The organism is Xanthobacter sp. DMC12, assembly GCF_056314105.1.
In genome coordinates this window covers 551,728-578,363 of the sequence record NZ_JBQUYZ010000002.1, presented here as the reverse complement: position 1 = coordinate 578,363, position 26,636 = coordinate 551,728, and the positions used below count along the sequence as shown (strand labels likewise).

Annotated in this window: 21 protein-coding genes; 18 read left to right on the top strand and 3 right to left on the bottom strand. The window is 68.1% G+C overall.

Features of this window, described 5'->3' with window-relative positions; genetic code table 11:
• Positions 1-47: 47 nt before the first annotated feature.
• Positions 48-1,013, bottom strand: a complete 966-nt coding sequence (locus tag ACT535_RS10760) for a LysR family transcriptional regulator (RefSeq protein ID WP_168462211.1) — start codon at positions 1,011-1,013, stop codon at positions 48-50.
• Positions 1,014-1,273: 260 nt separating this feature from the next.
• Here ACT535_RS10760 and ACT535_RS10755 point away from each other — a divergent pair, with 260 nt between their 5' ends.
• The 15 genes from ACT535_RS10755 to ACT535_RS10685 all read left to right on the top strand — a co-directional run bounded on the left by ACT535_RS10755 (position 1,274) and on the right by ACT535_RS10685 (position 20,340).
• A complete protein-coding gene (locus ACT535_RS10755) occupies positions 1,274-1,894 on the top strand; it encodes a UbiX family flavin prenyltransferase (RefSeq protein ID WP_168462210.1) in 621 nt (206 codons plus the stop codon).
• Positions 1,895-1,929: 35 nt separating this feature from the next.
• Positions 1,930-3,363 carry a UbiD family decarboxylase gene (locus ACT535_RS10750; RefSeq protein ID WP_476364347.1) on the top strand — a complete coding sequence of 478 codons (1,434 nt, stop codon included), beginning with the start codon at positions 1,930-1,932 and terminating at the stop codon, positions 3,361-3,363.
• A gap of 86 nt (positions 3,364-3,449) precedes the next feature.
• Complete coding sequence (locus ACT535_RS10745) at positions 3,450-4,490, top strand: ABC transporter substrate-binding protein (RefSeq protein WP_476325409.1); 1,041 nt, start codon at positions 3,450-3,452, stop codon at positions 4,488-4,490.
• 64 nt (positions 4,491-4,554) lie between these two features.
• Complete coding sequence (locus tag ACT535_RS10740) at positions 4,555-5,391, top strand: ABC transporter ATP-binding protein (protein WP_476364346.1); 837 nt, start codon at positions 4,555-4,557, stop codon at positions 5,389-5,391.
• Positions 5,391-6,161 (top strand): ABC transporter permease, encoded by a 771-nt coding sequence (locus ACT535_RS10735; RefSeq protein WP_168462206.1) that lies wholly within the window; start codon positions 5,391-5,393, stop codon positions 6,159-6,161. Before ACT535_RS10740 ends, ACT535_RS10735 begins: the two co-directional genes overlap by 1 nt.
• Positions 6,162-6,178: 17 nt before the next feature.
• On the top strand, positions 6,179-7,018 hold the full coding sequence (locus ACT535_RS10730) for a helix-turn-helix domain-containing protein (protein WP_476364345.1): 840 nt from the start codon (positions 6,179-6,181) through the stop codon (positions 7,016-7,018).
• A 201-nt stretch (positions 7,019-7,219) separates the two neighbouring features.
• Complete coding sequence (locus ACT535_RS10725; RefSeq protein ID WP_476364344.1) at positions 7,220-10,216, top strand: xanthine dehydrogenase family protein molybdopterin-binding subunit; 2,997 nt, start codon at positions 7,220-7,222, stop codon at positions 10,214-10,216.
• Entirely contained in the window at positions 10,213-11,037 is an 825-nt protein-coding gene (locus ACT535_RS10720; RefSeq protein ID WP_476364343.1) for an FAD binding domain-containing protein, read from the top strand. The genes ACT535_RS10725 and ACT535_RS10720 overlap by 4 nt, the downstream gene beginning before the upstream one ends.
• Positions 11,025-11,543 carry a (2Fe-2S)-binding protein gene (locus ACT535_RS10715; RefSeq protein ID WP_476364342.1) on the top strand — a complete coding sequence of 173 codons (519 nt, stop codon included), beginning with the start codon at positions 11,025-11,027 and terminating at the stop codon, positions 11,541-11,543. The genes ACT535_RS10720 and ACT535_RS10715 overlap by 13 nt, the downstream gene beginning before the upstream one ends.
• Positions 11,536-13,080 carry an AMP-binding protein gene (locus ACT535_RS10710; RefSeq protein WP_476364341.1) on the top strand — a complete coding sequence of 515 codons (1,545 nt, stop codon included), beginning with the start codon at positions 11,536-11,538 and terminating at the stop codon, positions 13,078-13,080. Before ACT535_RS10715 ends, ACT535_RS10710 begins: the two co-directional genes overlap by 8 nt.
• A 41-nt stretch (positions 13,081-13,121) precedes the next feature.
• Complete coding sequence (locus tag ACT535_RS10705; RefSeq protein ID WP_168462200.1) at positions 13,122-13,928, top strand: enoyl-CoA hydratase-related protein; 807 nt, start codon at positions 13,122-13,124, stop codon at positions 13,926-13,928.
• Between the two features lie 39 nt (positions 13,929-13,967).
• Positions 13,968-15,305: an MFS transporter gene (locus tag ACT535_RS10700; protein WP_168462199.1), complete on the top strand. Its 1,338-nt coding sequence runs from the start codon at positions 13,968-13,970 to the stop codon at positions 15,303-15,305.
• An 89-nt stretch (positions 15,306-15,394) separates the two neighbouring features.
• The gene (locus ACT535_RS10695; RefSeq protein ID WP_476364340.1) at positions 15,395-17,113 is read left to right on the top strand and encodes a thiamine pyrophosphate-binding protein; all 1,719 of its coding nucleotides are present in this window, start codon (positions 15,395-15,397) and stop codon (positions 17,111-17,113) included.
• A 48-nt stretch (positions 17,114-17,161) separates the two neighbouring features.
• Positions 17,162-18,625, top strand: a complete 1,464-nt coding sequence (locus tag ACT535_RS10690) for an aldehyde dehydrogenase family protein (protein ID WP_476364339.1) — start codon at positions 17,162-17,164, stop codon at positions 18,623-18,625.
• Positions 18,625-20,340 carry a GMC family oxidoreductase gene (locus ACT535_RS10685; RefSeq protein WP_476364338.1) on the top strand — a complete coding sequence of 572 codons (1,716 nt, stop codon included), beginning with the start codon at positions 18,625-18,627 and terminating at the stop codon, positions 20,338-20,340. The genes ACT535_RS10690 and ACT535_RS10685 overlap by 1 nt, the downstream gene beginning before the upstream one ends.
• Before the next feature lie 24 nt (positions 20,341-20,364).
• Here ACT535_RS10685 and ACT535_RS10680 read toward each other — a convergent pair whose 3' ends face one another.
• A complete protein-coding gene (locus ACT535_RS10680; RefSeq protein WP_476364337.1) occupies positions 20,365-20,841 on the bottom strand; it encodes a redoxin domain-containing protein in 477 nt (158 codons plus the stop codon).
• An 85-nt stretch (positions 20,842-20,926) separates the two neighbouring features.
• On the opposite strand from ACT535_RS10680, the gene ACT535_RS10675 reads away from it, so the two are divergent.
• Complete coding sequence (locus ACT535_RS10675) at positions 20,927-21,577, top strand: TetR/AcrR family transcriptional regulator (protein WP_476364336.1); 651 nt, start codon at positions 20,927-20,929, stop codon at positions 21,575-21,577.
• An 89-nt stretch (positions 21,578-21,666) separates the two neighbouring features.
• On the opposite strand, the gene ACT535_RS10670 is transcribed toward ACT535_RS10675, so the two are convergent.
• Positions 21,667-22,578 (bottom strand): LysR family transcriptional regulator, encoded by a 912-nt coding sequence (locus ACT535_RS10670; protein ID WP_476364335.1) that lies wholly within the window; start codon positions 22,576-22,578, stop codon positions 21,667-21,669.
• Positions 22,579-22,704: 126 nt separating this feature from the next.
• Here ACT535_RS10670 and ACT535_RS10665 point away from each other — a divergent pair, with 126 nt between their 5' ends.
• Both ACT535_RS10665 and ACT535_RS10660 read left to right on the top strand, forming a co-directional pair.
• Positions 22,705-23,487 (top strand): NAD(P)H-dependent oxidoreductase, encoded by a 783-nt coding sequence (locus ACT535_RS10665; RefSeq protein WP_168462195.1) that lies wholly within the window; start codon positions 22,705-22,707, stop codon positions 23,485-23,487.
• Between the two features lie 439 nt (positions 23,488-23,926).
• Entirely contained in the window at positions 23,927-26,440 is a 2,514-nt protein-coding gene (locus ACT535_RS10660; protein WP_476364334.1) for a TonB-dependent receptor, read from the top strand.
• Positions 26,441-26,636 lie beyond the last annotated feature (196 nt).

Below are 26,636 nucleotides of genomic sequence, written 5' to 3'. Positions count from 1 at the left end.
CAGGCGCTCATCACTGCAAATAATTATGAATTATCGAAGCAATCAGCCTAGATGATCTTGCCCCGTCCCCGCCGCCTCACGGGCGGCACCGGCGCCGCAGCGCGCACGAAGGTGGCGGCTGAGGTGGCGGCATCCACCAGATCCTGCCGGATCACCTCCACCACCGCATGGGCGGCCGCCGAGATGGCTCGGCGCGGATGATGCACGACGGCGATGGAGCGCGTGAGCGGGGTGGCGAAGCGATGCCCGCGCACCCGTCCCGCCGCCAGCACCTGATGCAGGGCGATGGTGGGTAGCACGGTGGCGAGGTCCGTGGTCGCCACGACTTCGCAGATGGCGGAGAGGGTGTCGATCTCGATGCGCGGCTTCAGCTCGATCCCCGCTTCGGCCGCCTGCGCCTCGAGGATGGCGCGCAGGCCGTGGCGCTTGGAGGGCAGCACCAGATCCAGCCCGCCGAGATCGGCAAAGCCGAGGCTGGCCGGCACGGTGAGGGGTGCATCGGTGCGCGCGGCGAACACCATCTCCTCGTCAAGGATGTGCTGGGAGGCGAGGCCCCTCTTCTGCCGCGGCACGTTGATGATGGCGAGGTCGAGCTGGCCCGTCGTCACCCAATCCATCATGGTCTCGGTGTAGCCCTCGCAGGCGGAGAATTCCACGTCCGGATAACGCGCGGCGACGGTGGCGGAGGAGTTGGCCAGCGTGCTCTGCGCCACCGAGGTGATGAGCCCCACCACCACGCGGCCCGACACCCGCCCGTCGAGCCGCGCCATCTCCTGCATGGCGTGCTCCACGTCCCGCACGATCGGCGAGATGAGCCGCGCCAGCGCCTCCCCCGCCGGGGTGGTGGAGACGCCGTGCGCGGTGCGGTCGAACAGCTTCTTGCCGAACTCGGCTTCGAGCTTCGCGATCTGCATGCTGAGCGCCGGCTGCACGATGTTGAGCTGGCGGGCCGCGCGGGTGACGTTGCCGGTCTCCGCGAGGCACAGGAAATACTGCATCTGCCTGAGGTCCATCGCCGATTGTCCTTCGCGGCCACGCCTGAAATCAGCGCTAATGATAGCGCCGATAATCATTCATTATTTGCAGTGATTACGACCTTTGTCTATGACTCGATAACCGGCTCATGGAGCCGTCGCCCAGAAGGTCGAAACGGCCCGTGGCGGGGAGGGATCGTCGGCAAGGACGGGCGCAGCGCGCCCGAATGATGCGTCTTGCCTTTCTCCACATCTCCCGTCCGGCCCGGCCACACGTGCGGCAGCGCGGAGGAGATGCCATGCAGGATCACAAGCGTCTCATCGTCGGCATCTCCGGCGCCTCCGGCGTGATCTATGGCGTCCGGATGCTGGAGCTTCTGCGCGCCGCCGGCATCGAGACGCATCTCGTGATGTCGCGCACCGCCGAGATCACGCTGGCCCACGAAACCGACCGCAAGGTGGCGGACGTGAAGGCCCTCGCCAGCGTCTGCCATTCCAACGACGACATGGCCGCCGCCATCTCCTCCGGCTCGTTCCGCACCATGGGCATGGTGGTGGCGCCCTGCTCCATGCGGTCCATGTCCGAGATCGCGTCCGGCGTCACCTCCAGCCTGCTCAGCCGCGCCGCCGACGTGGTGCTGAAGGAGCGCCGCCGCCTCGTGCTGATGGCCCGCGAGACGCCGCTGCACACCGGCCATCTGCGCACCATGACGCAGGTTTCCGAAATGGGCGCCATCATCTCCCCGCCCATGCCGGCCTTCTATTCCCGCCCCGCCAGTCTCGAAGAGATGATCGACCATACGGTCGGGCGGGTGCTCGACCTGTTCGACATCGAGGTGGGCGCGGTGCGCCGCTGGGGCGAGGAGAGCGGCCCCCGCCGCCGCAAGACGCCCCTGCGCCAGATCGCGCCCGCCAGCTGACCCCCCGAATGTCCCGACCAGCGGAACCTGAGATCATGTTGGACCCCCGCCCCCGTCCCGCCGCGCAGACACCCCCCGATCTGCGGTCCTGGCTCGCCGACCTCGCCGCGCATGGCCGTCTGGCAGTCGCGCGGGAAAACCTGCCGCTGGCCGACAATCTCGCCGCCGTGGCCAAGCGCACCGAGCGTGACAAGGCCGTGCTGTTCCCCCATCCCGTGGGCGCGAACGGCAAGGCGCACGACATGCCGGTGGTGGTGAACCTCTTCACCCAGCGCGCGTGGGTGGCCGCTAGCCTCGGCGTCACCGAGGACCAGTTGCTGCCCCACTTCCTCGCCGCCGCCGCGAAGCCCACGCCGTGCGTGGAAGTCACCTCCGCCCCGGTGCAGGAGGTGGTGCATACGCAGGTCGATCTCCTCGCCCAGCTGCCCATTCCCTCGCACAACGAGCTGGACAGCGGCCCCTACATCACCGCGGGCCTGCTGGTCGCGCGCAACCCCGTCACCGGGGTGCAGAACGTCTCCATCCACCGCTGCCAGATCAGCGGGCCGAACCGCATCGGCGTCCTGCTGCTGCCGCGCCACACCCTCGCCTATTTCCGCATGGCGGAAGAGGCGGGCGAGGCGCTGGAGATCGCCATCGTCATCGGCGCCCACCCGGCGCTGCTCCTCGCATCGCAGGCCATCTGCGCGCTGGACGAGGACGAGATGGAGATCGCCGGCTCGCTCCTCGGCCGCCCGGTCGAGGTGGTGAAGTGCAAGACCAATTCGGTGCGCGTGCCGGCGGCCGCCGAGATCGTGGTGGAAGGCCGCATCCTGCCCAAGGTGCGCGAGCCGGAAGGCCCGTTCGGCGAATTCCCGCAGTATTACGGCCCGCGCGCCGCCCGCGAGGTGATCGAGGTGGATGCGGTGACCCATCGCCGCCATCCCATCTACCACACCATCGTCGGTGGCTCGTTCGAGCATCTGGTGCTCGGCGGCGTGCCGCGCGAGGCCACACTGCTCCAGCACCTCAGGCGCTCTTTCCCGAACGTGCTGGACGTCCGCCTCACCCGCGGCGGCACCTGCCGCTATCACCTCGTCGTCAAGATCGACAAGCAGCGTGAGGGCGAGGCCAAGAATATCATCCTGTGCGCCTTCGGCGGCCACTACGACGTGAAGCAAGTGGTCGTCGTGGACAAGGACGTGGACATCTCCAGCGCCGACGAGATCGAGTGGGCGGTGGCGACCCGCTTCCAGGCCGACCGCGACATGGTGGTCGTTTCCGGCGCGCTCGGCTCCAAGCTCGATCCCTCCACCGATGAGGCCGGCATCAGCGCAAAGCTGGGCCTCGATGCCACCGCGCCGCTCTCAGACGATCCCCTGTCCTTCCGGCGCATCCGCGTGAAGGGCGAGGAGAGCGTCGACCTTGCCGAGGCGCTGGTGAAGGACCCAAACGCCGCCTTTGCTCGCATCGTCGCCCAGGTCTCCTGATCCCAAAGCAGTGCGGACCCGTCCGCGCCCCAACACAAAAAGCCGGGCGCCCCGCGCACCGGCCGCCAGTCCGGGAGGAATTTTTGATGTTCAAAACGACGACCCGCCGCCTCTTCTGCGCCGGAGCCTTTGCCGTCGCCTTCGCCGCGGCCGGTGGCGCGCAGGCCGCCGACAAGGTGAAGGTCGGCATCAACAATGTGGTGTCGGACGTGGTGTTCCACCTCGGCGTGGAGCGCGGCATCTTCGCCCAGGAAGGCCTCGACGTGGAGCTGATCGCCTTCGATTCCGGGCCAAAGATGGTTGCCCCGCTCGGCTCGGGCCAGATCGACGTGGGCGCCGGCGCCTCCTCCGCCGGGCTCTACAATGCCGCTGCCCGCGGCATCAACATCAAGGTGGTGGCGGACAAGGGCTCCACCCCGGTCCATTACGACTACATGCCCCTCATGGTCCGCAAGGAGCTGGTGGACTCTGGCAAGGTGAAGACCATCGCCGATCTCAAGGGCATGCGGGTCGGCTCGGTCGGCCCGGGTGCGGCGACCAATGCCAAGATGGCGCATCTCCTCGCCAAGGCGGGCCTCACCTACAAGGACGTGAACCACAATTACATCGGCTATCCCCAGCAGATCGCCGCCTTCACCACCGGCGCCATCGACGCCGCCATCACCACCGAGCCCTCGGTGACCCAGGCGGTGAACAACGGCGTCGCCGTGCGCTTTGTGGTGGACGGCTATCCCAACCAGCAGGTGGCCGTGCTGCTGTATGGCGGCGACTTCATCGCCAAGCGCCGCGATGTCGCCCAGCGATTCATGAATGCCTATGTGAAGGCCGCCCGCATCTTCAACGATGCCACGGCGGGCGGAAAGTTCGACGGCAAGGGCGCCGACGAGGTCGTCAAGACCATCATGCGCACCACCGGCCTCAAGGACGCCGAGCTGTTCAAGACCATGATCCCCAACGGCATCGACCCCGATGGCAAGGTCGATACGGCGAGCATGGAAGAAGACCTCAAGTTCTTCACCGAGAATGGCTACATCGAGCGCCCGGCCAAGGTCTCCGACGTGGTGGACACCTCGTTCGCCGAAAACACCCTGAAGGCGCTCGGCCCTTACAAGGCTGCCCAGAACTGATGCGCGACTGACGCGCGCGGCGCCCGTGCGGCGCCGCCCCATCCGGAATCCGGAGGAAGAATTCATGGCCGTCGTAAGCATGCTGAACGTGAAGCCGAACCCTGCAGGAGCCGCGCCGCCGGTGCAGATTTCCATGCGCGGCGTGCGCAAATACTTCGGATCGTCCGGCTTCGTGGCGGTGGACGGCATCGACCTCGACATCCCCCAGGGCCAGTTCTTCGTCATCGTCGGCCCCTCGGGCTGCGGCAAGACCACCCTCCTGCGCATGCTCGCGGGGCTCGAGAGCGTCAGCGAAGGCACCATGAAGCTCAACCGGACGGACCCGAGCCGGCCGGAAAACTCCATGATCTTCCAGGGCGACAGCCTGTTTCCCTGGATGACCGTCTACGACAATGCCGCCTATGGCCTCAGGATGCGCGGCGTCGCCGAGAAGGACGTGGCGGAGAGCGTGAAGCTGTGGCTGGAGCGCATCGGCCTCTACCGTTTCCGCGACCGCTATCCCAACCAGCTGTCCGGCGGCATGCGCCAGCGCGTCTCCATCGTGCGCGCCTTCGCCAACGATCCGGAAATCCTGCTCATGGACGAGCCGTTCTCGGCCCTCGACGAGCAGAACAAGATGCTGCTGCATGAAGAATTGCTGCGCATCTGGGAAGCCACCAAGAAGACCGTGGTCTTCATCACCCATTCGGTGGACGAGGCGGTGACGCTGGGCGACCGCATCATGATCATGACCGCCAATCCGGGGCGCGAGAAGGCCATTATCGACGTGCCCTTCGCCCGCCCCCGCAACGTGCTGGAGCTGCGCCACGATCCCGCCTACGGCGATCTGGTGTTCCACATCTGGGAGCAGTTGCGCGACGAGGTGCAGCGCGCCCGCATGAATGCCGAGGGAGGCAAGTGATGGCAAAAAGGTCCGGCCTCGTCGGCGAACGCTTCATCGGGCTTCTCACGCCCCTCGTCCTGCTCGGCCTGTGGGAGGCGGCGGCGCGCATGGGGCTCATCGATGCCCGCTTCTTCCCGCCGCCCTCCAGCATCGTCCACACCTTCGGCGCGCTCGTCGCCTCGGGGGAATTGTGGACCAACTTGCTGGCCAGCCTGCGCCGACTCTTCCTCGGCATGCTGCTGGGAGGCGTGCCGGCGCTGTTCCTCGGCCTCGCCATGGGAATCTCGAAGCCGCTGCGCGCGGCCATCGATCCGCTTATCTCGGCCACCTACCCGATCCCCAAGAGCGCCATCCTGCCCCTCGTGCTGCTCATCTTCGGCCTCGGCGAGATGTCCAAGGTGGTGATGGTGGCGCTGGGCGCCTTCTATCCCATCCTCATCAATACCGTGATGGGCGTCGCCAACATCGACAAGATCTACCTCGATGTCGGCCACAACTACCGCGCCAGCCGATGGCAGGTGTTCCGTACCATCGCGCTGCCGGGGGCGCTGCCCTCCATCATGGCCGGGGTGAAGCTCGCCATGGGCATGGGCCTCATCCTCATCGCCATCTCGGAGATGGTCGCCGCCTCCGACGGCATCGGCTACATGATCTGGAACGCCTGGCAGGTGCTGACGGTTGACACCATGTATGTGGGGCTGTTGGTTATTGCCCTGCTCGGCTTCGTCTTCTCCGTCATCCTCGACGAGATCGAGCGGATGCTGATCCCCTGGAAGGCGAAAGCTTAAGCGGAGAAAGAGGCCGGATGTCGAACGCGCTCCGGATCGCGCACGGGGCCTTCGGGCGGGTCGCCCTTCTGGATATGGACCGCCCGCTGGTGCGCCACGCGCATCCGCACTGCCATGTGCTCCTCAAGGTCGAGGGCGCGGACACGCAATTCGCGGTCGGTGAGGGGCTAGTTCCCCTCACCGACCGGTCGTGCGTTCTGGTGAACGGCTGGGAGCCCCATGCCTATGTGCATGATCCGAGCCGGCCGAAGACCATCATCCTCGCCCTCTATATCGAGCCGGACTGGCTGAAGACCTTCCGCCCCGGCTGGGTGGCCTCGGGTGGCGCCGGCTTCTTCGAGCAGCCGGGAGGCGAGGTGTCGCCGCGCATCCACCGCCTCACCCATGATCTTGCCGCCGCCATGATGGCCGAGCCCGACGCCAAGGCCGTCCACGAGGCGCTGCTGGCGGATCTGATGATCGCGGTGGTGGAGCGCTTCACCCCCTGGCGCAGCTTCTCCATCCGCGCGCTGGACGGCCAGCGCCGCATGGACTGGCGCATCCGCCGGGTCGTGGACGGGATGCGCGCCAACCTCGCCGAGGAGGTGGACACCACAAGCCTCGCCAAGGAGGCAGGACTGTCCCGCGCCCACTTCTTCCGCCTGTTCGAGGCCTCCACCAATGTGCCGCCGCGCATCTATCTCAACGTGATGCGGGTGGAGGCGGCGGTGGCCGCCGTGACCGCCGAGGACGACAGCTTCACCGATATCGGCGAGCGCCTCGGCTTTGCCGCCCCCTCCCATTTCACCCGCTTCTTCCGCGATCATACCGGCGTGACGCCGAGCGAATTCCGCGCCATCTCCCGCATCGCAATGTGAGGCGCGCCCGCGCCAAAGGCTGATGCGGCATAAGGGCTTTCGAGATTTCGGCGCCCTGCCTTCCCCACCGCACCGCACAACGTCGAATGAGACTCCTCGGTAAAAGCTGAGACGGCTCGGCATGGCCCGCGCCGCCCGCGCCCGGCACCTTCCCCGCCAACAACGCACCGCGTCCGCGGGGCGAATAAGGGAAGCGCCGGAATGCTGGATACGCCGCACGACAAGGCGGGGGAATGGGTCGGCCGCGCCATCGAGCGCGTGGAGGATGCCGCCCTTCTCACCGGCGGCGGCCGCTATCTGGACGATCTGGGCGTAAAGCCCGGCACGCTTCACATGGCGATCCTGCGGGCGCCCCACGCCCATGCGGACATCGTCTCCATCGACACCACCGCCGCCAGGGCGCTGCCCGGCGTCGTCGCCGTGCTCACCGGCGCGGACGTGGCGCAGCTCACCACCTCCCTCGTGGTGGGGGTGAAGGCACCGGTGGAATGCTGGCCCATGGCGGTGGACCGCGTGCGCTTCGTCGGCGAGCCGGTGGCCCTCGTGGTCGCGCACGACCGCTATGTGGCGGAAGATGCTCTCGACCTCATCGAGGTCAGCTACGAGATGCGCCCCGCCGTGGTGGACCCGCTCGCCGCCATGGAAGACGGCGCGCCGCTGCTGCACGACGGCTTCCCGCGCAACATCGCCTCTGACCGCACATTCCGCTATGGCGACCCGGAGGCGGCCTTCGCGGAGGCGGCGCACCGCATCGCCATCTCGGTGCGCTACCCCCGCAATTCCTGCACGCCCATCGAAACCTACGGGCTGGTCGCCGAGTATGACCCGCACGAGGACGCCTATGACGTCCTCGCCAATTTCCAGGGTCCCTTCTCCATCCATGCGGTGATCTCGCGGGCGCTGAAGGTGCCGGGCAATCGGCTGCGCCTGCGCACGCCGCGCGACAGCGGCGGCTCGTTCGGCATCAAGCAGGGCATCTTCCCCTACATCGTGCTGGGCGCGGTGGCGGCGCGGGTGTCCGGGCGGCCGGTGAAGTGGATCGAGGACCGCCTCGAACACCTCATGGCCTCCGTCTCCGCCACCAACCGCGCCACCACCCTGACCGCCGCGGTGACGGCGGAGGGACGCATCACGGCGCTTGATTACGATCAGGTGGAGGATTGCGGCGCCCATCTGCGCGCGCCCGAGCCGGCGACGCTCTACCGGATGCACGGCAACCTCACCGGCGCCTACGACATCGCGAACCTCACCGTGAGCAACCGCGTGGTGGTGACCAACAAGTGCCCCACCGGCCTCAATCGCGGCTTCGGCGGCCCCCAGGTCTATCTCGCACTCGAACGGCTGGTGCAGCGCATCGCCGTGGAGCTGGGGCTGGACCCGCTGGAGGTGATCCGCCGCAATCTCGTGCCGACGGATGCCTTCCCCTATCGCACCGCCTCCGGCGCGCTGCTGGATTCCGGGGACTACCAGAAGACGCTGGAGCTGGGCCTTCAGGCGGGCCATCTCGAAGAGCTTCTGGCCCGGCGTGAGAAGGCCCGCGCAGAGGGCCGCATCTACGGCATCGGCTATGCCGCCGTGGTGGAGCCCTCGGTCTCCAACATGGGCTATATCGCGACCGTCCTCACCCCCGCCGAGCGGCACAAGGCGGGACCGAAGAATGGCGCGCAGGCCACCGCCACCATCGCCATCGATCCTGTCGGCTCGGTCACGGTGCACGTCGCCTCCGTGCCGCAGGGCCAGGGCCACCGCACCGTACTCTCGCAGGTGGTCGCGGACGTGCTCGGCCTGAAGCCGTCCGACATCCGCGTGAATGCGGAGATGGACACGGCGAAGGATGCCTGGTCCATCGCCTCCGGCAATTATGCGAGCCGCTTCGCCGCCGCCGTCGCGGGCGCCGCGAAGATAGCGGCGGATCGCATCGCGGAACGTCTCGCCCGCGTCGCTGCCGCGCAGCTGAATGTCCCGGCCGAGGAGGTGATGTTCTCGGGCGGCAAGATCGCGGCGCGCTCCAATCCGGCCAATGCGGTGCCCTTCTCCCGCGTCGCCGCGCTCTCCCACTGGTCGCCGGCGCAATTGCCGGAGGGCGTCGCGCCCACCATCCGCGAAACCGTTTTCTGGACACCGCCCGAACTCACGGCGGCGGACGAAGGCGATCACATCAATTCGTCCCTCTGCCACGGCTTCATCTTCGATTTTTGCGGCATCGAGATCGACCGCGACACGGGTGCCATCCGCATCGACCGCTACGTGACCGCGCATGACTGCGGCACCATCCTCCACCCCGGCATGGTGGACGGGCAGATCCGCGGCGGCTTCGCCCATGCGCTCGGCGCCTCCCTGCTGGAAGAGTACGCCTATGGCGAGGACGGCAGCTTCCTGACCGGCTCCTTCGCCGATTATCTCGTGCCGACCGCCATGGAGGTGCCCGAGCCGATCATCGTCCATATGGAGACGCCCTCCCCCTTCACGCCTTTGGGCGCCAAGGGCGTGGGCGAGGGCAATTGCATGTCCACCCCCGCCTGCCTCGCCAATGCGGTGGCGGATGCGCTGGGCATCACGGACGTGCGCCTGCCGCTGGTGCCCTCCGCCGTGGCTGCCCTGATCCACGGCGCGGAGCCGCCGGCTCCGGCGGGCGCCCGTGCTGCGCCCGCGCCGGCTCCCTCCGGCAAGGGCGAGCGGCTCATGCGGGGCGAGGGCAAGGCCCGTGTCGCCGCCGCCCCCGAAGCCGTGTGGGCAATGCTGCTGGACCCGGACACGCTCGCCGCCATCATCCCCGGCGCGCACGACGTGCGCAAAGTCTCGGACACCCGTTTCACCGCCGACGTGACGCTGGGCATCGGCCCGGTGAAGGGCCGCTACAAGGCGCAGGTTGCGCTCTCCGACCTCGACCCGCCGAAGGCCGTGACCCTCTCCGGCAAGGTGGACGGAAACCTCGGCTTCGGCGGCGGCTCCGGCCGCATCAGCCTCTCGCCGGACGGCGCGGGCGGGACGGATCTCACCTACACCTACGAGGCCTTCGTGGGCGGCAAGGTGGCGAGCGTCGGCGGACGCCTGCTGGATGGCGCGGCCAAGGTCATCATCGGCCAGTTCTTCGCGGCCCTCGCCCGCAAGGCGGGCGGCGGTGCGGCGCCGGACGGCGGCCTCGTCTCCCGGCTCCTCGCCCGGCTCTCCTCCTTGCTCGGGAGGGGCGCGCGATGAAGCCCGCGGCCTTCGATTACGTCCGCGCCGAGAGCGTGGAGGAAGCCCTCGCCGTGCTGCGCGAGGAGGGCTCGGACGCCCGCATCCTGGCCGGCGGCATGTCCTTCATGGCCATGCTCAACATGCGCCTCGCCCGGCCCAAGGTGCTGGTGGACATCATGCGCGTCGCCCCCCTCGCGCGGATGGACGAGGCGAAGGGCGCGCTGAAGATCGGCGCCGGCGTGCGGCAGGCACGGCTCCTCGCTTCCGATGGGCTGGCCCATGCCGCCCCGCTCATCGCCAAGGCGCTTCCCTTCACCGGCCACGCCCAGACCCGCAGCCGCGGCACCGTGTGTGGCTCCATCGCCCATGCGGACCCGAGCGCGGAGCTGCCCCTCTGCCTCGTGACCCTGAAGGGCCATGTCCACCTGAGGAGCGCCAAGGGCGCCCGCAAGGTGGCGGCGGAGGATTTCTTCACCGGCATGATGGCCACCGCCAAGGCCGACGATGAGATGATCGAGGCCGTCTCTTTCCCCGCCCCAAAGGGCGAGGGCACGGCCTTCCGCGAGATCGCCCGCCGCCATGGGGATTTCGCCATCGTCGCCTGCGCGGCGCTGGTCTCGGACAAAGGCATCCGCCTCGGCGTGGGCGGCGTCGCCGACATGCCGGTGGCACGGGATTTCCCGCTGCTCGACGGCACGGCGCTCGACGACGCGCTGAACGCCTTCGCGTGGGAACTGGATGCCCGCGACGACGTGCACGCCAGCGCCCGCTATCGCCGCGAGCTGGTGCGCCGCATCGGCCGCTCCACCATCGAGGAGGCCAAGAAATGCCGCGCCTGAGCGCCGAGGCGCGTCACATTGTGCGCTTCACCCTCAACGGCCGCCCAGTGACTGGCGAGGCCGCCCCGCGCACCCTGCTCTCGGATTTCCTGCGCCATGAGATCGGCGCCACCGGCACGCATGTCGGCTGCGAGCACGGCGTGTGCGGGGCCTGCACCGTGGACGTGGACGGGATGCTCACCCGCGCCTGCATGACGCTCGCCGTGCAGGTGGAAGGCGCGACCATCCGCACGGTGGAGGGCCTCGCCCCGGCGCCGGACCGCCTCTCGATGCTGCAGGCCGCCTTCCGCCGCCATCACGCTTTGCAATGCGGCTTCTGCACCGCCGGCATCCTCATGTCGCTGGACGTGTTCCTGAAGGCGGAGCCCGATCCGAGCGAGGAGGCCGTGCGCGATCTCCTCTCCGGCCATCTGTGCCGCTGCACCGGCTACACGCCCATCGTCCGTGCCGCGCTGGAAGCGGCGGCGGAACTGCGAAAAGTCCAGGGGGAATCCGCCCATGCTTGACCTCGGCACCAGCTTCCTCGCCAGCGTGGCGCGCGATCCGGGAGCCATCGCCATCGTGGACGGCGACCTGCGCCTCACCTATCGCGCGTGGCTCGGGAAGATCGGCGCGGTGGTCGCGGCGTTCGACCGGCTCGGACTGAAGCCCGGCGACCATCTGGTGAGCGTGCTGCAGAACCGTTTCGAGGCGGCGACGCTGCACTGGGCCTGCCAGTTCGCCGGCATCGTCATCACCCCCATCAATTGGCGCAGCAAGGCCGACGAGATCGATTTCGCGCTGGAGAATGCCGAAGCCAAGGCCCTGGTGTTCGAGGCGGTTTCCGCCGAAGCGGTGCAGGGCGCGGCCCGCGCCTCCAGCCTCCTCACCATCGCGGTGGGCGTCGCAGCTGAGGGCGCCGTGCCCTTCGCCGAGCTTCTGGCCGAGGCGGCACCCGACCCGCTTCCGCGGGCGGGGGCGGATGCCTGGTCCATCATGCTCTACACCTCGGGCACCACCTCCCGCCCCAAGGGCGTGCCGCGCCGCCACCGGGCAGAGCGGGCGGCGGGCATCGCCCACGTAGCGCAGAACCTCTACCGGCGGGGTGAGGTGACGCTGGGCGTGATGCCGCTCTACCACACCATGGGGGTGCGCTCGCTCATCGCCATGTCGGTGATCGGCGGCACCTTCGTCTGCCTGCCGCGCTACGACACGAAGAGCGCGCTGGCGCTGATCGAGCGCGAGCGCGTCACCAACCTCTATCTGGTGCCGACCCTCTACCACGACCTCGTGCACGATCCCGCCTTTGCCTCGACGGACGTGTCGAGCGTGCGCAAGCTCGGCTTCGCCGGCGCCTCCATGACCGATGGACTGCTCAAGAAGCTCGATGCGGAATTCAGGCCAGAGCTGTTCGTGAACCATTACGGCTCCTCGGAAATCTACACCTTCACCATCGATCAGAAGGCGATCCTGAAGCCCGGCTCGGCCGGCCGCGCGGGCATCAACCAGATGGTGCGCGTGGTGCGCCTCGGCGCCACCTCCGCCGAGGAGATTGCCGCCGAGGGTGAGGAAGGCGAGATCATCGCGCTGCTGGCGGGGGATGAATCCTTCGAGGGCTACTGGCGGCGCCCAGAAGCGGACGCGAAGTCCCTGCGCGACGGCTGGTACTTCACCGGCGACACCGGCTTTGTCGATACGGACGGCGACCTGTTCGTCACCGGCCGGGTGGACGACATGATCATCACCGGCGGCGAGAACGTCTCTCCCGTCGAGATCGAGAGCTGCCTCTCGCTGCATCCCGCCGTTTCCGAGGTGGCAGTGGTGGGACTGCCCGACGAGAAGTGGGGGAAGGTCGTCGTTGCCTTCGTCAAGCGCGCCGCGCCGGTGGAGGCGAGCGAGCTCGACGCCTGGTGCCGCACCTCGGGCCTCGCCAATTTCAAGCGTCCGCGACGTTTCGTGTTCGTGGCCGACATTCCGAAATCCCCGGTGGGCAAGCTGCTGCGCCGCCAGCTCGTGGCCGGCGAATACGTGGCCGAGGCGGACGCCGCCCATTCCGCTGCCTGATCTCTTCTTACCAATCGCAGATCATCCAAAAGGAACTCAAGATGGCCGTTGCCTACACCTTCTCCGACCCCCGCCTCGCCAAGCTCGACGGGTTCGGCGTCGAGATCGACGAAGCCAAACAGCGCGCCGACATCGTCCTGAACCGCCCGCCCTTCAACATCGTCTCCATGCCGGAGCGCGACCAGCTGCGCCTCGTGTTCGAGACGCTGGACGAGGACGAGCGCGTGCGCGTCATCGTGGTCCGCGCGGTAGGCGAGCACTTCTCCTCCGGTGGCAACATCAAGGGCTTCATGGAAGCCTCGCCCGAGACCGTCTCCAAGCTCGCCTGGAACATCGCGGCGCCCTTCCGGGCGTCCAAGCCCGTCATCGCCGCCAATCGGGGCTTCTGCTTCGGCGTCGGCTTCGAGCTGTCGCTCGCCTGCGACTTCCGCATCGTGACCGACACCACCCAATATGCCCTGCCCGAGCAGAAGCTCGGCCAGATCCCCGGCTCGGGCGGCTCCGCACGCCTTCAGATGATGGTGGGCATCACGCGCACCAAGGACATCGTGATGCGCTCCAAGCGCATCAGCGCGCAGCAGGCCCTCGACTGGGGCATCGCCACCGAGAAGGTGGCCGACGCGGACCTGGAAAAGGCCACCGACGCCCTCGTGGATGAGCTGATCGCCTTCTCGCCCATGGCCCAGCGCACGGCGAAGAAGCTGCTCAACGACACCGAGGATTCCCCGCTCTCCATCGCCATCGAGCTGGAAGGCCACTGCTACAGCCGCCTGCGCCAGTCCCACGATTTCAAGGAAGGCGTCGAGGCCTTCCACGAGAAGCGCAAGCCCGAATTCAAGGGCTTCTGAGCACGAAACACGCCCCTCAGGGGCCGGGAGGAAACAAAAATGTCCGCTCAAGACGCACCCGTCGCCCCCACCGCCATCGCGGTGGGGAGCCGCCAGCGCAACAGCGCGATCATCGCGTCGGTGCTCGGCTGGTCGCTCGATCTGTTCGACCTGTTCATCCTGCTCTATGTGGCGCCGGTGGTGGGGCAGCTGTTCTTCCCCTCCACCCATCCCACCTGGTCGCTGGCGGCGGTCTATGCTTCGTTCGCGGTGACGCTGCTGATGCGGCCCATCGGCTCGGCGCTGTTCGGCCATTATGCGGATGTCCACGGCCGCAAGGGCGCCATGCTCGTGGCCATCACTGGCGTCGGCCTCTCCACCGCCGCCTTCGGCCTCTTGCCGACCATCCACCAGGTGGGCGCCATCGCCCCCGTCATCTTCCTGCTGCTGCGGCTGGTGCAGGGCGTGTTCGTCGGGGGCGTGGTGGCCTCCACCCACACCATCGGCACGGAATCGGTGCCGCCGAACTGGCGCGGCTTCATGTCCGGCCTCGTGGGCGGCGGCGGCGCGGGCATCGGTGCGCTGCTCGCCTCCATCGTCTTCCTCGTCACCTCCACCCTGTTCCCGGGCGATGCCTTCGCCGAGACCGGCTGGCGGGTGATGTTCTTCTCCGGCCTGCTCTCCTCCTTCCTTGGCTGGTTCATCTTCCGGAACCTCGAAGAATCTCCCTACTGGAAGGAGATGCAGAAGCAGAAGGCGGCGAAGAAGGCGCAGGGCGTCGTTGCCCAGACGCCGCTCAAGGCGCTGTTCGCGGGCGGCTACCGCAACGTGCTGCTGGTGAACCTGCTCATCACCATCGGCGGCGGCGCGGGCTACTACCTCACCTCCGGCTACATGCCGACCTTCCTGAAGCTCATCAACCAGCTGCCGAACCAGACCTCGTCCTACATCCTGATGGCCTGCTCGGTGTCCGCCCTCATCTCGGCGGTGCTGGTGGGTGCGCTCAGCGACATCATCGGGCGCAAGAAGACCTTCCTGCTGGTGGGCATGGCCGCCATCATCCTCCTGCCGACCTTCTATCTCGGCATGGCGAAGGCGACCGATCTCTCCACCATCGTGCTCTACGCGCTGGGCATCGCCTTCATGGGCAATGCGGGCTACGCGCCGGTGCTGATCTTCCTCAACGAGCGCTTCCCCACCGCCATGCGCGCCTCGGGAACGGGCCTGTCGTGGAACATCGGCTTCGCCATCGGCGGCATGATGCCCACCTTCGTCTCGCTGGCGAGCCCGACGCCCGCGGACCTGCCGCTGTCGCTCTCCTTCTTCGCCGGCGGCGTGTTCGTGCTCTACCTCATCGGCACGCTCATCATCCCGGAAACCAAGGGCAATTTCCGGTAGGCTGGGCAACCCTCAAACCAGAGAGTCGCGCCACCCGTGCGGCTCTCGCACCCCGGCACACCCGGGCAAGACCACAAACGGGCAGGACCATGGCGAACACGAAGACCTTGCGCTCCGGCGGCGAAATCCTGGTGGACGCGCTGAAGATCCATGGCGTCGAACGCGTCTTCTGCGTGCCCGGCGAGAGCTTCCTCGCCGCCATCGACGCGCTCGGCGGAGCCGACCGGGCGATCCAGACCATCGTCACCCGCCACGAGGCCGGCGCCGCCAACATGGCGGAGGCCTATGGCAAGCTCACCGCGAAGCCCGGCATCTGCTTCGTCACGCGCGGACCGGGCGCCAGCCACGCCGCCATCGGCGTCCACACCGCCGCGCAGGATTCCACGCCGATGATCCTGTTCATCGGCCAGGTGGGCTCGCACATGCGCCAGCGCGAGGCGTGGCAGGAGGTGGACTATCCCGCCATGTTCGGCGGCATGGCCAAGTGGGTGGTGGAGATCGACCGCCCCGAGCGCATCCCGGAACTCGTCTCCCGCGCCTTCCACGTGGCGACCTCCGGCCGCCCAGGCCCGGTGGTGGTGGCGCTGCCCGAAGACGTGCTGGCGGACACATGTGAAGTGGCGGATGCCGAAGCCTACCGCCGCGTCGCCGCCCATCCGGGCGCCGAAGACATGGCACGGCTCGCGGCGATGATCGCGGAAAGCGCGCGGCCCCTCGTTCTGGTGGGGGGCGGCGGCTGGACCAAGACCGCCTGCCGGGACTTCGCGCATTTCACGGAGGCGTTCGACCTACCGGTGGCAGCCGGCTTCCGGCGGCAGGACATCCTCGACAACAACCACCCCAACTATATCGGCCATGCCGGCCTCGGCCCGAGTAAGGCGCTCGTCGCCCGCATCCGCAACGCCGACCTGATCATCGCGGTGGGCGGCCGCCTCGGCGAGACGACCACCAACGGCTACACCCTGTTCGACGTGCCGCGCCCGGCGCAGCGCTTCGTGCATGTGCATGCCGACCCGAATGAGCTCGGCCGGGTCTATCAGGCGGACCTGCCTATCAACGCGGGAATGCCGGAGTTCGCCGCCGCTGCCGCTGCCTTGAAGCCCAAGGGTCCCGCCGGCTGGCGCTCCCGCATGCCCTGGAGCGACGAGGTGCGGTCCGCTCGCGCCGCCTTTGAGGCCGACCAGATCCCCGGCGCCATGCCCGGCCGGCTCGATCTCGGCGCGGTCATGATGCATCTGCGCAACGTGCTGCCGAAGAATGCCATCCTCGCCAACGGCGCCGGCAACTACGCCATCTGGGTCCATAAGTTCCATCGCTACGGCGGCTTCCGCACCCAGCTCGCGCCCACTTCCGGCGCCATGGGCTACGGCCTGCCGGCGGCGATCTCGGCGAAGCTCCACGATCCGTCGCGCGAGGTGATCTGCTTCGCCGGGGACGGCTGCTTCCTCATGAGCGGGCAGGAGTTGGCCACCGCCTGCCAGTACGGGGCGGGCGTCGTCGTGCTGGTCGTCAACAACAACATGTACGGCTCCATCCGCGCCCATCAGGAGCGCGAATATCCCGGCCGCGTGTACGCCACGACGCTGGAAAATCCGGACTTTCCGGCGCTCGCCCGCGCCTATGGCGCGTTCGGCGAGAAGGTAGAGGAGACGGCAGCCTTCGCTGACGCCTTTGCCCGCGCCCGCTCCTTCGCGGCCGAGCACCGGAAGCCCGCGCTGCTCGAACTCGTCATCGACCCCGAGGCCATCACGCCCTCGACCACGCTGACCGCGCTGCGCGAGGCGGCGCTGAAGGCAGGACACGGCTGACCTGCACGGCTGAAGACAAAACGCCGTCACGGACGGCCGGGAGGACCCATGAACGCCACCACTCCGCTCGCGGCCCAGAACCTCATCGACGGGGCCTGGCAAGGCGCGCTCTCGGGAGAGACCGCGCCGAGCTTCGATCCCGCCACCGGCGCCGTGCTCGGCCATTTCCCGGCGAGCGGGGCGGCGGACGCCGAGGCGGCCATCGCCGCCGCACGGCGGGCCTTCGAACGGCCGGAGTGGTCGCAGGCCCCGCGCCTGCGACAGATGGTGATGCTGCGCTGGGCAGACGCCATGGAGAACAAGGCGGACGCCCTCGCCCGCCTGCTCACGGCCGAGAACGGCAAGCCGCTCGCCCAGTCGCGCGGGGAGATTGCGGGGTCCATATCGGAGATCCGCTATTATGCGGGCATCACGCGCTACATTCCCGGCCATGTGTTCGAGGTGGAGCCCGGCGCCTTCTCCACCCTGCTGAAGGAGCCGGCCGGCGTCGCCGGCCTCATCATCCCGTGGAACGCGCCGGCGGTGCTGCTCATCCGCGCGCTGACGCCGGCGCTCGCCGCCGGCTGCACGGCGGTGGTGAAGCCCGCCGCCCAGACCGCCCTCGTCACCGCCGAGATCCTGCGCACGCTCGCCGAGGTCGAGGGGCTGCCGCGCGGCGTCCTCAACCTCGTCACCGAGACGGGGCACGACGTGGCGCGCACGCTGGTGGCCTCGCCGGATGTGGATGTCATCTCCTTCACCGGCTCCAATGCCACCGGCGCCCGCATCATGGCCGATGCCGCGCCCACCATGAAGAAGCTGTCGCTGGAGCTGGGCGGCAAATCCTGCTGCCTCGTGTTCGAGGATGCGGATGTGGAGGCCGTGGCGCCGAAGCTCGCGGCGGCGGCCACCATCATCGCCGGCCAGCAATGCACGGCGGCCCGGCGCATCCTCGTCCACGAGAGCCGCTACGAGGCCATGAAGGCGGCGCTGAAGGGCGCTCTCGCCAGCCTGAAGATCGCCCCCGGCGCGGCCGAGGGCAGCCAGATGGGCCCGCTCATCGATGAAGCCTCCCGCGCACAGGTGGAGCGCAAGACCGAGGAGGCCATGGCGCTGGCCGACGAGGTGGTGCTCGCCGGCAGCCGGCCGGGCGGCGCGCTGGAGAACGGCACCTTCCTCTCTCCCACGCTGCTGGCCCATGCCGACACCGGCGCCTTCTTCGTGCAGGAGGAGATCTTCGGCCCGCTGGTGGTGATCGAGCGCTTCTCCGACGAGAAGGACGCGGTGAGGCGCGCCAACCACACCGACTATGGCCTCTCCGCCAGCGTGTGGACCCGCGACGGCGCGCGGGCCATGCGGGTAGCGCGGGCGCTGCGCAACGGCACGGTGTGGATCAATGACCACAACAAGCTGTTCGCGGAGGCCGAGACCGGCGGCTATCGCCGCAGCGGCCTCGGCCGGCTGCACGGCTATGACGCCCTGATCGACTTCATGGAGATCAAGCACATCTACCAGGAGGCCGGGGTGGTCTGATGCCCGCCCGCACGCCTCCTTCGGACATCCCCTTTTTCGACACGGTGATCGTCGGCGGCGGCTCCGCCGGCTGCGTCATGGCGAACCGGCTCTCGGCCGATCCCACCCATCGCGTGCTGCTGATCGAGGCGGGGGAGGATACCCCGCCCGGCGCGGTGCCGGACGCCATCGCCGACAGCTATCCCATGGGCCTGTTCCACGGCGACCGTTTCGTCTGGCCCGGCCTCTCCGCCTTCACCGCTCAGCGGGTGGCCGGCACGCGCGGCTCCCGTGCCTATGAGCAGGGGCGCGTCATGGGCGGCGGCTCCAGCATCAACGTCCAGTCCGCCAACCGCGGCCTGCCGCGCGACTATGACGAATGGGCCGCCGTCGGGGCCGCCGGCTGGGGCTGGGACGATGTTCTGCCCTACTTCATCAAGCTGGAACGCGATCTCGACTGTGGCGGCCCGCTGCACGGCACGGACGGCCCCATTCCCATCCGCCGCATCCTGCCGCCCGGCTGGCCGCCCTTCGCCGAGGCCGCGACCTCGGCCTTCGCGGCGAGCGGGCTGCCGCGAAGGTTGGACCAGAACAGCGAGTTCGAGGACGGGGTCTTCCCGCCCGCCTTCAACAACGAGCACGACCGCCGTGTCTCCGCCGCCGTCGGCTATCTCGATGCCGCCACGCGTGCCCGGCCCAACCTTGCGATCTGGCCCCGCACGCGTCTCGTGCGCCTGCGCATGGACGGCGCCCAGGCCGCGGGCGTCCAGGTGGAGCGGGACGGCGCCGTGATGGAAGTCGCCGCCGGCCGCGTGGTGGTGACGGCGGGCGCGCTGCAGACGCCGGCCATCCTCATGCGCGCCGGCATCGGCGATGGGGTGGCGCTGGCGGCGCTTGGCATCCCGGTGGCGATCCATCGTCCCGGCGTGGGGCGCAATCTGCGCGACCATCCCACCCTCACCTTCTGCCAGTATCTGCCCGAGCGGTTGCGACTGCCCATGTCCTATCGCCGGGCGAGTTTCGCCGCCCTGCGGTTTTCCTCCGGTGTGGAAGAGGGGGAAGCCTCGGACCTCTACGCCACCGCCTCCGCGCGGGCGGGCTGGCACGGCCTCGGCCGGCGGCTGGGGCTCTACTTCCTGTGGTGCAACCGGCCGAAGTCGAGCGGGTCCGTGCGCCTCGTGTCGGCCGATCCCCGCGCCTACCCCGAGGCCGACCTCAACCTGCTCGATCATCCCTCCGACCTCGCACGGATGAAGGCGGGGGTGCGCACGCTCTTCTCGCTCCTCGTCTGCGATGCGCTGAACCCGGACGCGGGGGATGTTTTTCCCGCCGCCTTCTCGCCCTTCGTGAAGCGCCTCAGCCGCGTCTCACCCACCAATGCGCTCGTCGCCGAGGCGCTGGGCGCCCTCCTCGATGTGCCGGCGGGGCTGCGCCAGATGGCGCTGAAGCGCTTCATGTCCGGCGGCGTCTCGCTGGCGGAGATCGTCGCGGATGAGGCGCGGCTGGAGGCATTCGTTCGAGGCAGCGTGTTCGGTGTCTGGCACGCCAGCGGCACCTGCCGCCTCGGTGCGCCGGACGATCCCGGGGCGGTGCTGGACCCTACCGGCAAGGTGATCGGCAGCGAGAACCTCTACGTGGCAGACGCCTCCGCCATGCCCCGCCTGCCCACGGCGAATACCAACATCCCGGTGCTGATGATCGCCGAGAAGATCGCCGCCGGCCTCGCCCGCGCCTGATGCGGCGCGGGCGGCGGCAGAGCCTCAGGCCTTGGACTTGAGGTAGGTGACCATGCCGATCACATCCTCGGCCACCAGCCGGCCGATGGGGCCGCTGGAATAGACGGCGTTTACCACGCGACCCTCCGGGTCCAGCAGGAAACCCGTGGTCTGCAGGTAATGCGGCTCCGCATTGGTGTAGGCGCCGAGCGCTGCGGCGACGGCATCCGCATTCGCACTGTGGCCCACGGGGAAGGACAGGTGGTGCCGGGCGATGGTGCTGGCGCTCGTTGCCTCGTCGTCCACCGAGAAGGCCACCACCTTGATCCCGGTCGCGGCCAGCTTTTCGGCTGCGCGCTGGAAGCCGGCCAACTGCGCCTGGCAATAGGGGCACCAGGCGCCGCGATAGACCAGCACCACCCCATATGAGCCGGCGAGGGCTCCCGGCAGCGCAATCGCTCCGCCACCCACGGCAGCGACGGTGAGCGCGGGAAACGTAGCGCCATTCTCCAAACGCGACATGGAAATACTCCTTGAACTGGACTTGTCGGTCCAAGGCGCCAGAGAGAAATTGGACTGTCAAGTCCAGTTCAGTTAGGCTTTGTCCATGTCGAAGACGCCGACGCCCCCACCTGCCCTCACCCGCCGCGGCGCCGCCACCCGCGCCCGCATCATCGAGACGGCGGCGGACCTCATCCACGCCCACGGCGCCGAGCGCACCAGCCTCGACGACGTGATGGAGGCGGGCGGCTTCAGCAAGTCGCAGCTCTATCATTACTTCTCCGACAAGAATGCGCTGGTGCTGGAGGTGATCCGCTTCCAGACGGAGCGCGTGCTCGCCGCTCAAGACCCCTATCTCGCCACGCTTGATTCCCTTTACGCCCTGAAGCGCTGGCGCGACGCGCTGCTGGCGATCAATGCGGCTGGTGGCACCGCCGGCTGTCCGCTGGGGTCACTGGCGAGCGAAGTGTCCAACGATTTCGAGGCCGCGCGGCTCGATTGCGCCGCCGGCTTCCAGAAGTGGAGCGCCCTCCTGGAGCTGGGCTTCGCCCGGATGCAGGCGCGCGGCGAACTTGGACCAGCAGCCGATCCGCACACCCTCGGCATCGCCGTGCTCAGCGCCGTTCAGGGCGGGTTACTGCTCGCCAAGACCGCACGCTCGGGCGAGCCCCTGCGCATCGCCCTGGACATGGCCATCGCCGAGGTGGCCCGGCACGGAACGGCGGGCGCGGCCCAGAGCGCGATCCGATCAAGTTGAATCAACTTGATCGGTGAATCGCCCTCTCACGCGAAGACAGAGAACGCGTGATCCGATCTGAGCGCGGTGCGATCGGATCGGCGCGTGCTCTAGGGTGCGGACGGCGCGGAGCCGGCGACTTCGGCGATGAGGGCGCGCAGCCAGCGCTGGCCGGCATGGCCGTGGGTGCGTTCGTGCCAGATGAGACCCACCTCGAACCGCTCGGCCAGCCACGGCAGGTCGATCATGACCAGGCGGGCGGGCGGATCGCGCAGGAGGCGGCGCGGCACCAGCGCCACGAGGTCGCTCGCCGCGACGATCTCCGGAATGAACAGGAACGAGGCCGCCGACATCACGACGTTGCGCCGATGGCCCAGCGCGGCGAGGCCTTCGTCCACCGGCGTGTGGAAGTGCCCGCCGCTGCGCGACACGATCACATGCTCCAGCTGGGCATAGGCCTCGATCGTCATTCCCGGCCTGAGCCGCGGATGGCCGCGCCGGCCGATGAGCACATAGGTCTCCTCGAACAGGTGCTGCGCCCGCAGATGCGGCTGCGTCGGCAGGGGCGTGGCAAGCACGAGGTCGGTCTCCCCGGACGCGAGCTGCGGCTCCATCAGATCGGGAAGCAGATGGCGCACCGCCACCCGCACACCCGGTGCCCTTTCCCGCAGCGCCAGCACCAGCGGCATGACGACGGCGGCCTGGATATAGTCCGAGCAGGCGATGGTGACGGTCAGATCCGCCGTCGCCGGATCGAAATCGCGGGCCTCCAGCGTCGTGCGCAATTGGTCCAGCGCGGCACGCAGCGGGCCGGCGAGGTCCACAGCCTTCGCGGTGGGGGTCATGCCGCGCCGGGCCGGCACCAGCAGCGGATCGTCGAAAAGGTCGCGCAGGCGGGCGAGCTGCGCGCTCACCGCCGGCTGGCTGAGATGGAGCCGCGCCGCCGCCCGCGTCACGTTCCGCTCGGCGAGCAGCGCCTCCAGCGTGACCAGGAGATTGAGATCGAGACGGCTGGTATCCATTTAAGTTATGCCAACTCAGAAGAGATGCGATTTCATATATAGCATATCGCGGCCTAGCTTACCGGCATCACCGCGCGTCGCCCCATCGGCCAAGGGCCGCCCGCCGCGCGCCGAGGAGTTTCAGTGATGTCCAAGACAGTCCTGGTGGTCTTCGCCCACCCCGAGCCCGCCTCCGTCACCCGCCAGCTGGTGGACGTGACGGTGGAGACCCTCTCCGCCGAGGGCCACCGCATTCTCACCTCCGATCTCTATGGCATGCGCTGGAAGGCGGTGTTCGACGCCGACGACTTCCCGAGCCGCGCCAATCCGGAGCGGCTCTCCTTCGTCGCGGAATCGGGTCATGCCTATGCGACCGGCCGCCAGCCGCCCGACGTGGTGGCGGAGCAGGAAAAGCTCCTCGCCGCCGATGCCGTGATCCTGCAGTTTCCGCTCTGGTGGTATGGCGTGCCCGCCATCCTCAAGGGGTGGATCGAGCGCGTCTATGCCTTCGGCTTCGCCTATGGCTACAAGACGGGCACCAACGAGCACCGGTTCGGCGAGGGCATCTTGAAGGGCAAGCGGGCGCTGGTGAATGTGCAGACGGGCGGCCCCGCCGCCGACTACGGTCCGCGCGGCATCAACGGCCCCATCGATCAGTTGCTGTTTCCCCTCACCCACGGCGCCCTGTTCTATCCCGGCATGGACGTGCTGCCGATCCATCCCGTCTACGGCGCCGGCCGCTTCACCAGCGCGGAGCAGGTCGAAGCGGCGAAGGCCGGCTGGCGCCAGCGTCTCGGCGGGCTGTTCACGGATGCGCCCATCCCCTTCCGCGCCCAGAACGGGGGCGATTTCCCGGACCGGCACACCATGGCCGAGCACGTGGCGCCGGGCCGGACGGGCCTCGTCGCCCACGTAGCGGACGCGGGTTGACGCCGAGGCGGGGGGAGGCGCCCGCCCCCCGCCTGGCTTTACGCGCTCTCCAATGGCCGGGAAGAATCACGCACGACAAGTCTAGTCGCCCCAGCCTATAGTCGATCATCATCACAAGGGGCGGACAGCACGCACCCGCTTTGCCAAATGTTCCCGGTTTTTCCTTGCCGAATCTTCCCGATTGCCCTTCGGGCGTTCCCAAGAAGACACACTTCGAAAACCTAAGAGAATTCTCAGCTCTGTGGCCGATTGACGGCACTTCGGGCGCGCTTATGGTTTCATGGTGGTAGAATTCTGGTGTGACGACCCACACGATGCCCCAGCGCCGGGCGCGGACCATCGCGGCGACGTCACACCGCCAAAAAAACGGCCCCGGTCGGACGAGGGCTGAAAGGGGCGGGAGATGCACGGGGAGCGCGGGAGCGGAGCCTCACGGGGTATGGGTGCGGAGCGTGCGGGTTTACGCCGCGCGGCGTCCGGCAAATCGGCATCGGCGAGCATCGCCTCGAAGCACGCCATCGCGATCGCGCTCGGCTTCTCCGCCGCGGCCGTGCCTGTCGCGCTTCTGGCGGCCTTCCCGGCCATGGCCCAGGAGCAGTCCGGCAATTCCTCCGGCACGCTCCAGCTCGGCACCGTGGAGGTCGTCGCCACCACCCCGCTCTCCGGCACCGGCATCGATGCCGACAAGGTGCCCGGCGCGGTCACCATCATCGGTGCCGACCAGTTCGACCGGCTGAATTCCTTCGCCGTCACCGACGGCCTGTTCCAGTACACGCCCAGCGCCAACACCACCGACGTTCAGGGCAACGCCTTCTTCCAGGACTTCCGCTTCCGCGGCTTCGCCGCGTCGCCGCTGCAAGGCACCCCGCAGGGCATCGCCGTCTACCAGAACGGCATCCGCCTCAACGAGGCGTTCGGCGACACGGTGAACTGGGACCTCATTCCGGAGGTCGCCATCAGCCGCGCCGAGGTGTTTTCCAACAATCCCGCCTTCGGCCTCAACGCGCTGGGCGGCGCCGTCTCCATCCAGATGAAGAACGGCTTCAACTACCACGGCTTCGAAGGGAGCATTCAGGGCGGCTCGTTCGGCCAGATCGGCGGCAACATCCAGTATGGCGGCGAAAAGGACGGCTTCGGCGTCTATATCGCGGCCGACGCCGTGCATGCCGATGGCTGGCGGCTCCAGTCGCCGTCCGACCTCGCCCGCTTCTACAGCGATTTCGGCTGGAAGAACGACAAGACCGAGGTCCACCTCGTCGCCAGTGCTGCAACGACCAATCTCGGCGTGGTCGGCCCGACCCCGGTGCAGTTGCTCGACCAGAACTGGAACTCCATCTACACTTGGCCGCAGACCACCGAGAACAACGTCGGCATGCTGGCCCTCAACGGCAAGTATGACCTCACCGATACCTGGCAATTGCAGGGCAACCTCTATGCCCGCAAATTCAGCCAGGCGCATGTGGACGGCAACGATGCCGATCTGGAAGCCTGTTCCAACAAGTGGAACCCCGGCGTCGGCAACACCAAGATGTGCCTGGAGGAGGACCAGTTCACCGGTCCGCCCGGCGGCGGCAACCCGGCGACCAATCCTGCCTATGCCGCCTTCCGCAGCCAGATGGTGCTGTATGACCAGAACGGCAACACCATCCCCTTTGCCGCGCTCGGGCCGAACCAGCTCTACGGCGTCATCAACCGCACCTGGACCGACACCACCACCTACGGCGGCTCGGTGCAGGCGACCAGCACCGACAAGCTGTTCGGCCATGACAATTACTTCGTCATCGGCGGCAGCGTCGATTCCAGCGACATCAATTTCCGCTCCAATTCGGAGCTGGGCATCACCAATACCAATACCCTTCAGGTGGTGGGCACCGGGACCTATATCAAGAACATCCCGGACTATTCGCTGCCGGACCAGTATCAGGTCTTCTACCTGCCGGTGGACCTCAACGCGAGCACCCGATACTATGGCCTCTACGCCACCAACGCCTTTGACATGACCGATCGGGCGACCCTGACCATGGGCGCGCGCCTCAACATCGCGCAGATCTCCATGCAGGACGGCACCGGAACGAGCCCGCAGCTCAACGGCGACTACACCTTCGCGCGCATCAACCCGCTCATCGGCCTCACCTACAAGCTCACGCCGGAAGCCACCCTCTATGGCGGCTATTCGGAATCCAACCGCGCGCCCACCCCGCTGGAGCTGAATTGCGCCGATCCCAACCGGCCGTGCCTGCTGGAGAACTCCCTGGTGGCGGACCCGCCGCTCAACCAGGTGGTCTCCCACACCTATGAGGTGGGCCTGCGCGGCAACGGCATGCTGTTCGGCGGAAAGGTGAACTGGAAGCTCGGCGTCTATCGCGTGGACAGCGACGACGACATCGTGTCCCTCGCCAGCCAGCAGACCGGCTACGGCTATTACACCAACGTGCCCGCCACCCGCCGCGAAGGCTTCGAGGCGGAGATGCAGTATGTGAACGGGCCGTGGAAATTCTACGCCAACTACGCCTATCTCAACGCCACCTACCAGTTCACCGGCTATCTCGCCTCGCCCAACAACCCCTATGCCACCGACGGGCAGGTTCTGGTAACGCCGGGCGACACCATTCCCGGCATTCCCACCCAGACCCTCAAACTCGGCCTCGACTACCTGGTGACGCCGAAATGGAAGCTGGGCGGCGACGTAATCGCCGTCTCCAGCCAGTATTACGTGGGTGACGATGCGAACCAGGCGCCGATGCTTCCGGGATACTGGGTCGCAAATCTCCACACGTCCTATCAGGTGACCGACAATTTCCAGGTGTTCGGCTACATCAACAACCTGTTCAATGCGAAATACGCCAGCTACGGCACCTTCTTTGACACTGGATATCTTGGTCTCAGCAATCCGCAGATGCAGTCGCCCGGCCAGCCCTTCTCCGCTTATGCCGGTCTGAAGGCCACATTCTGAGCCGAAGGCGCGCCGCTTACAGCGTGCGCGCTCGTCATCTGCGCGAAGAGGGCGATCGAACAGGCGCGGGGGCCTGTCGACCGCCCCACTCAAGGCGGACCCGGGGCGCATACCGGGTCCGCCCCCAGCATCACGTCCCGGGCATCCCCCCCCTTCAATGACCGCCCCGCGCGCGTTACCTTCCGCGCCGCCCGTC

What these genes read in the sequence shown, in the direction of transcription:
- ACT535_RS10760 (WP_168462211.1), bottom strand. Translation starts at nt 1,013, where the DNA reads ATGGACCTCAGGCAGATGCAGTATTTCCTGTGCCTCGCGGAGACCGGC.
- ACT535_RS10755 (WP_168462210.1), top strand. Translation starts at nt 1,274, where the DNA reads ATGCAGGATCACAAGCGTCTCATCGTCGGCATCTCCGGCGCCTCCGGC.
- ACT535_RS10750 (WP_476364347.1), top strand. Translation starts at nt 1,930, where the DNA reads ATGTTGGACCCCCGCCCCCGTCCCGCCGCGCAGACACCCCCCGATCTG.
- ACT535_RS10745 (WP_476325409.1), top strand. Translation starts at nt 3,450, where the DNA reads ATGTTCAAAACGACGACCCGCCGCCTCTTCTGCGCCGGAGCCTTTGCC.
- ACT535_RS10740 (WP_476364346.1), top strand. Translation starts at nt 4,555, where the DNA reads ATGGCCGTCGTAAGCATGCTGAACGTGAAGCCGAACCCTGCAGGAGCC.
- ACT535_RS10735 (WP_168462206.1), top strand. Translation starts at nt 5,391, where the DNA reads ATGGCAAAAAGGTCCGGCCTCGTCGGCGAACGCTTCATCGGGCTTCTC.
- ACT535_RS10730 (WP_476364345.1), top strand. Translation starts at nt 6,179, where the DNA reads ATGTCGAACGCGCTCCGGATCGCGCACGGGGCCTTCGGGCGGGTCGCC.
- ACT535_RS10725 (WP_476364344.1), top strand. Translation starts at nt 7,220, where the DNA reads ATGCTGGATACGCCGCACGACAAGGCGGGGGAATGGGTCGGCCGCGCC.
- ACT535_RS10720 (WP_476364343.1), top strand. Translation starts at nt 10,213, where the DNA reads ATGAAGCCCGCGGCCTTCGATTACGTCCGCGCCGAGAGCGTGGAGGAA.
- ACT535_RS10715 (WP_476364342.1), top strand. Translation starts at nt 11,025, where the DNA reads ATGCCGCGCCTGAGCGCCGAGGCGCGTCACATTGTGCGCTTCACCCTC.
- ACT535_RS10710 (WP_476364341.1), top strand. Translation starts at nt 11,536, where the DNA reads ATGCTTGACCTCGGCACCAGCTTCCTCGCCAGCGTGGCGCGCGATCCG.
- ACT535_RS10705 (WP_168462200.1), top strand. Translation starts at nt 13,122, where the DNA reads ATGGCCGTTGCCTACACCTTCTCCGACCCCCGCCTCGCCAAGCTCGAC.
- ACT535_RS10700 (WP_168462199.1), top strand. Translation starts at nt 13,968, where the DNA reads ATGTCCGCTCAAGACGCACCCGTCGCCCCCACCGCCATCGCGGTGGGG.
- ACT535_RS10695 (WP_476364340.1), top strand. Translation starts at nt 15,395, where the DNA reads ATGGCGAACACGAAGACCTTGCGCTCCGGCGGCGAAATCCTGGTGGAC.
- ACT535_RS10690 (WP_476364339.1), top strand. Translation starts at nt 17,162, where the DNA reads ATGAACGCCACCACTCCGCTCGCGGCCCAGAACCTCATCGACGGGGCC.
- ACT535_RS10685 (WP_476364338.1), top strand. Translation starts at nt 18,625, where the DNA reads ATGCCCGCCCGCACGCCTCCTTCGGACATCCCCTTTTTCGACACGGTG.
- ACT535_RS10680 (WP_476364337.1), bottom strand. Translation starts at nt 20,841, where the DNA reads ATGTCGCGTTTGGAGAATGGCGCTACGTTTCCCGCGCTCACCGTCGCT.
- ACT535_RS10675 (WP_476364336.1), top strand. Translation starts at nt 20,927, where the DNA reads ATGTCGAAGACGCCGACGCCCCCACCTGCCCTCACCCGCCGCGGCGCC.
- ACT535_RS10670 (WP_476364335.1), bottom strand. Translation starts at nt 22,578, where the DNA reads ATGGATACCAGCCGTCTCGATCTCAATCTCCTGGTCACGCTGGAGGCG.
- ACT535_RS10665 (WP_168462195.1), top strand. Translation starts at nt 22,705, where the DNA reads ATGTCCAAGACAGTCCTGGTGGTCTTCGCCCACCCCGAGCCCGCCTCC.
- ACT535_RS10660 (WP_476364334.1), top strand. Translation starts at nt 23,927, where the DNA reads ATGGGTGCGGAGCGTGCGGGTTTACGCCGCGCGGCGTCCGGCAAATCG.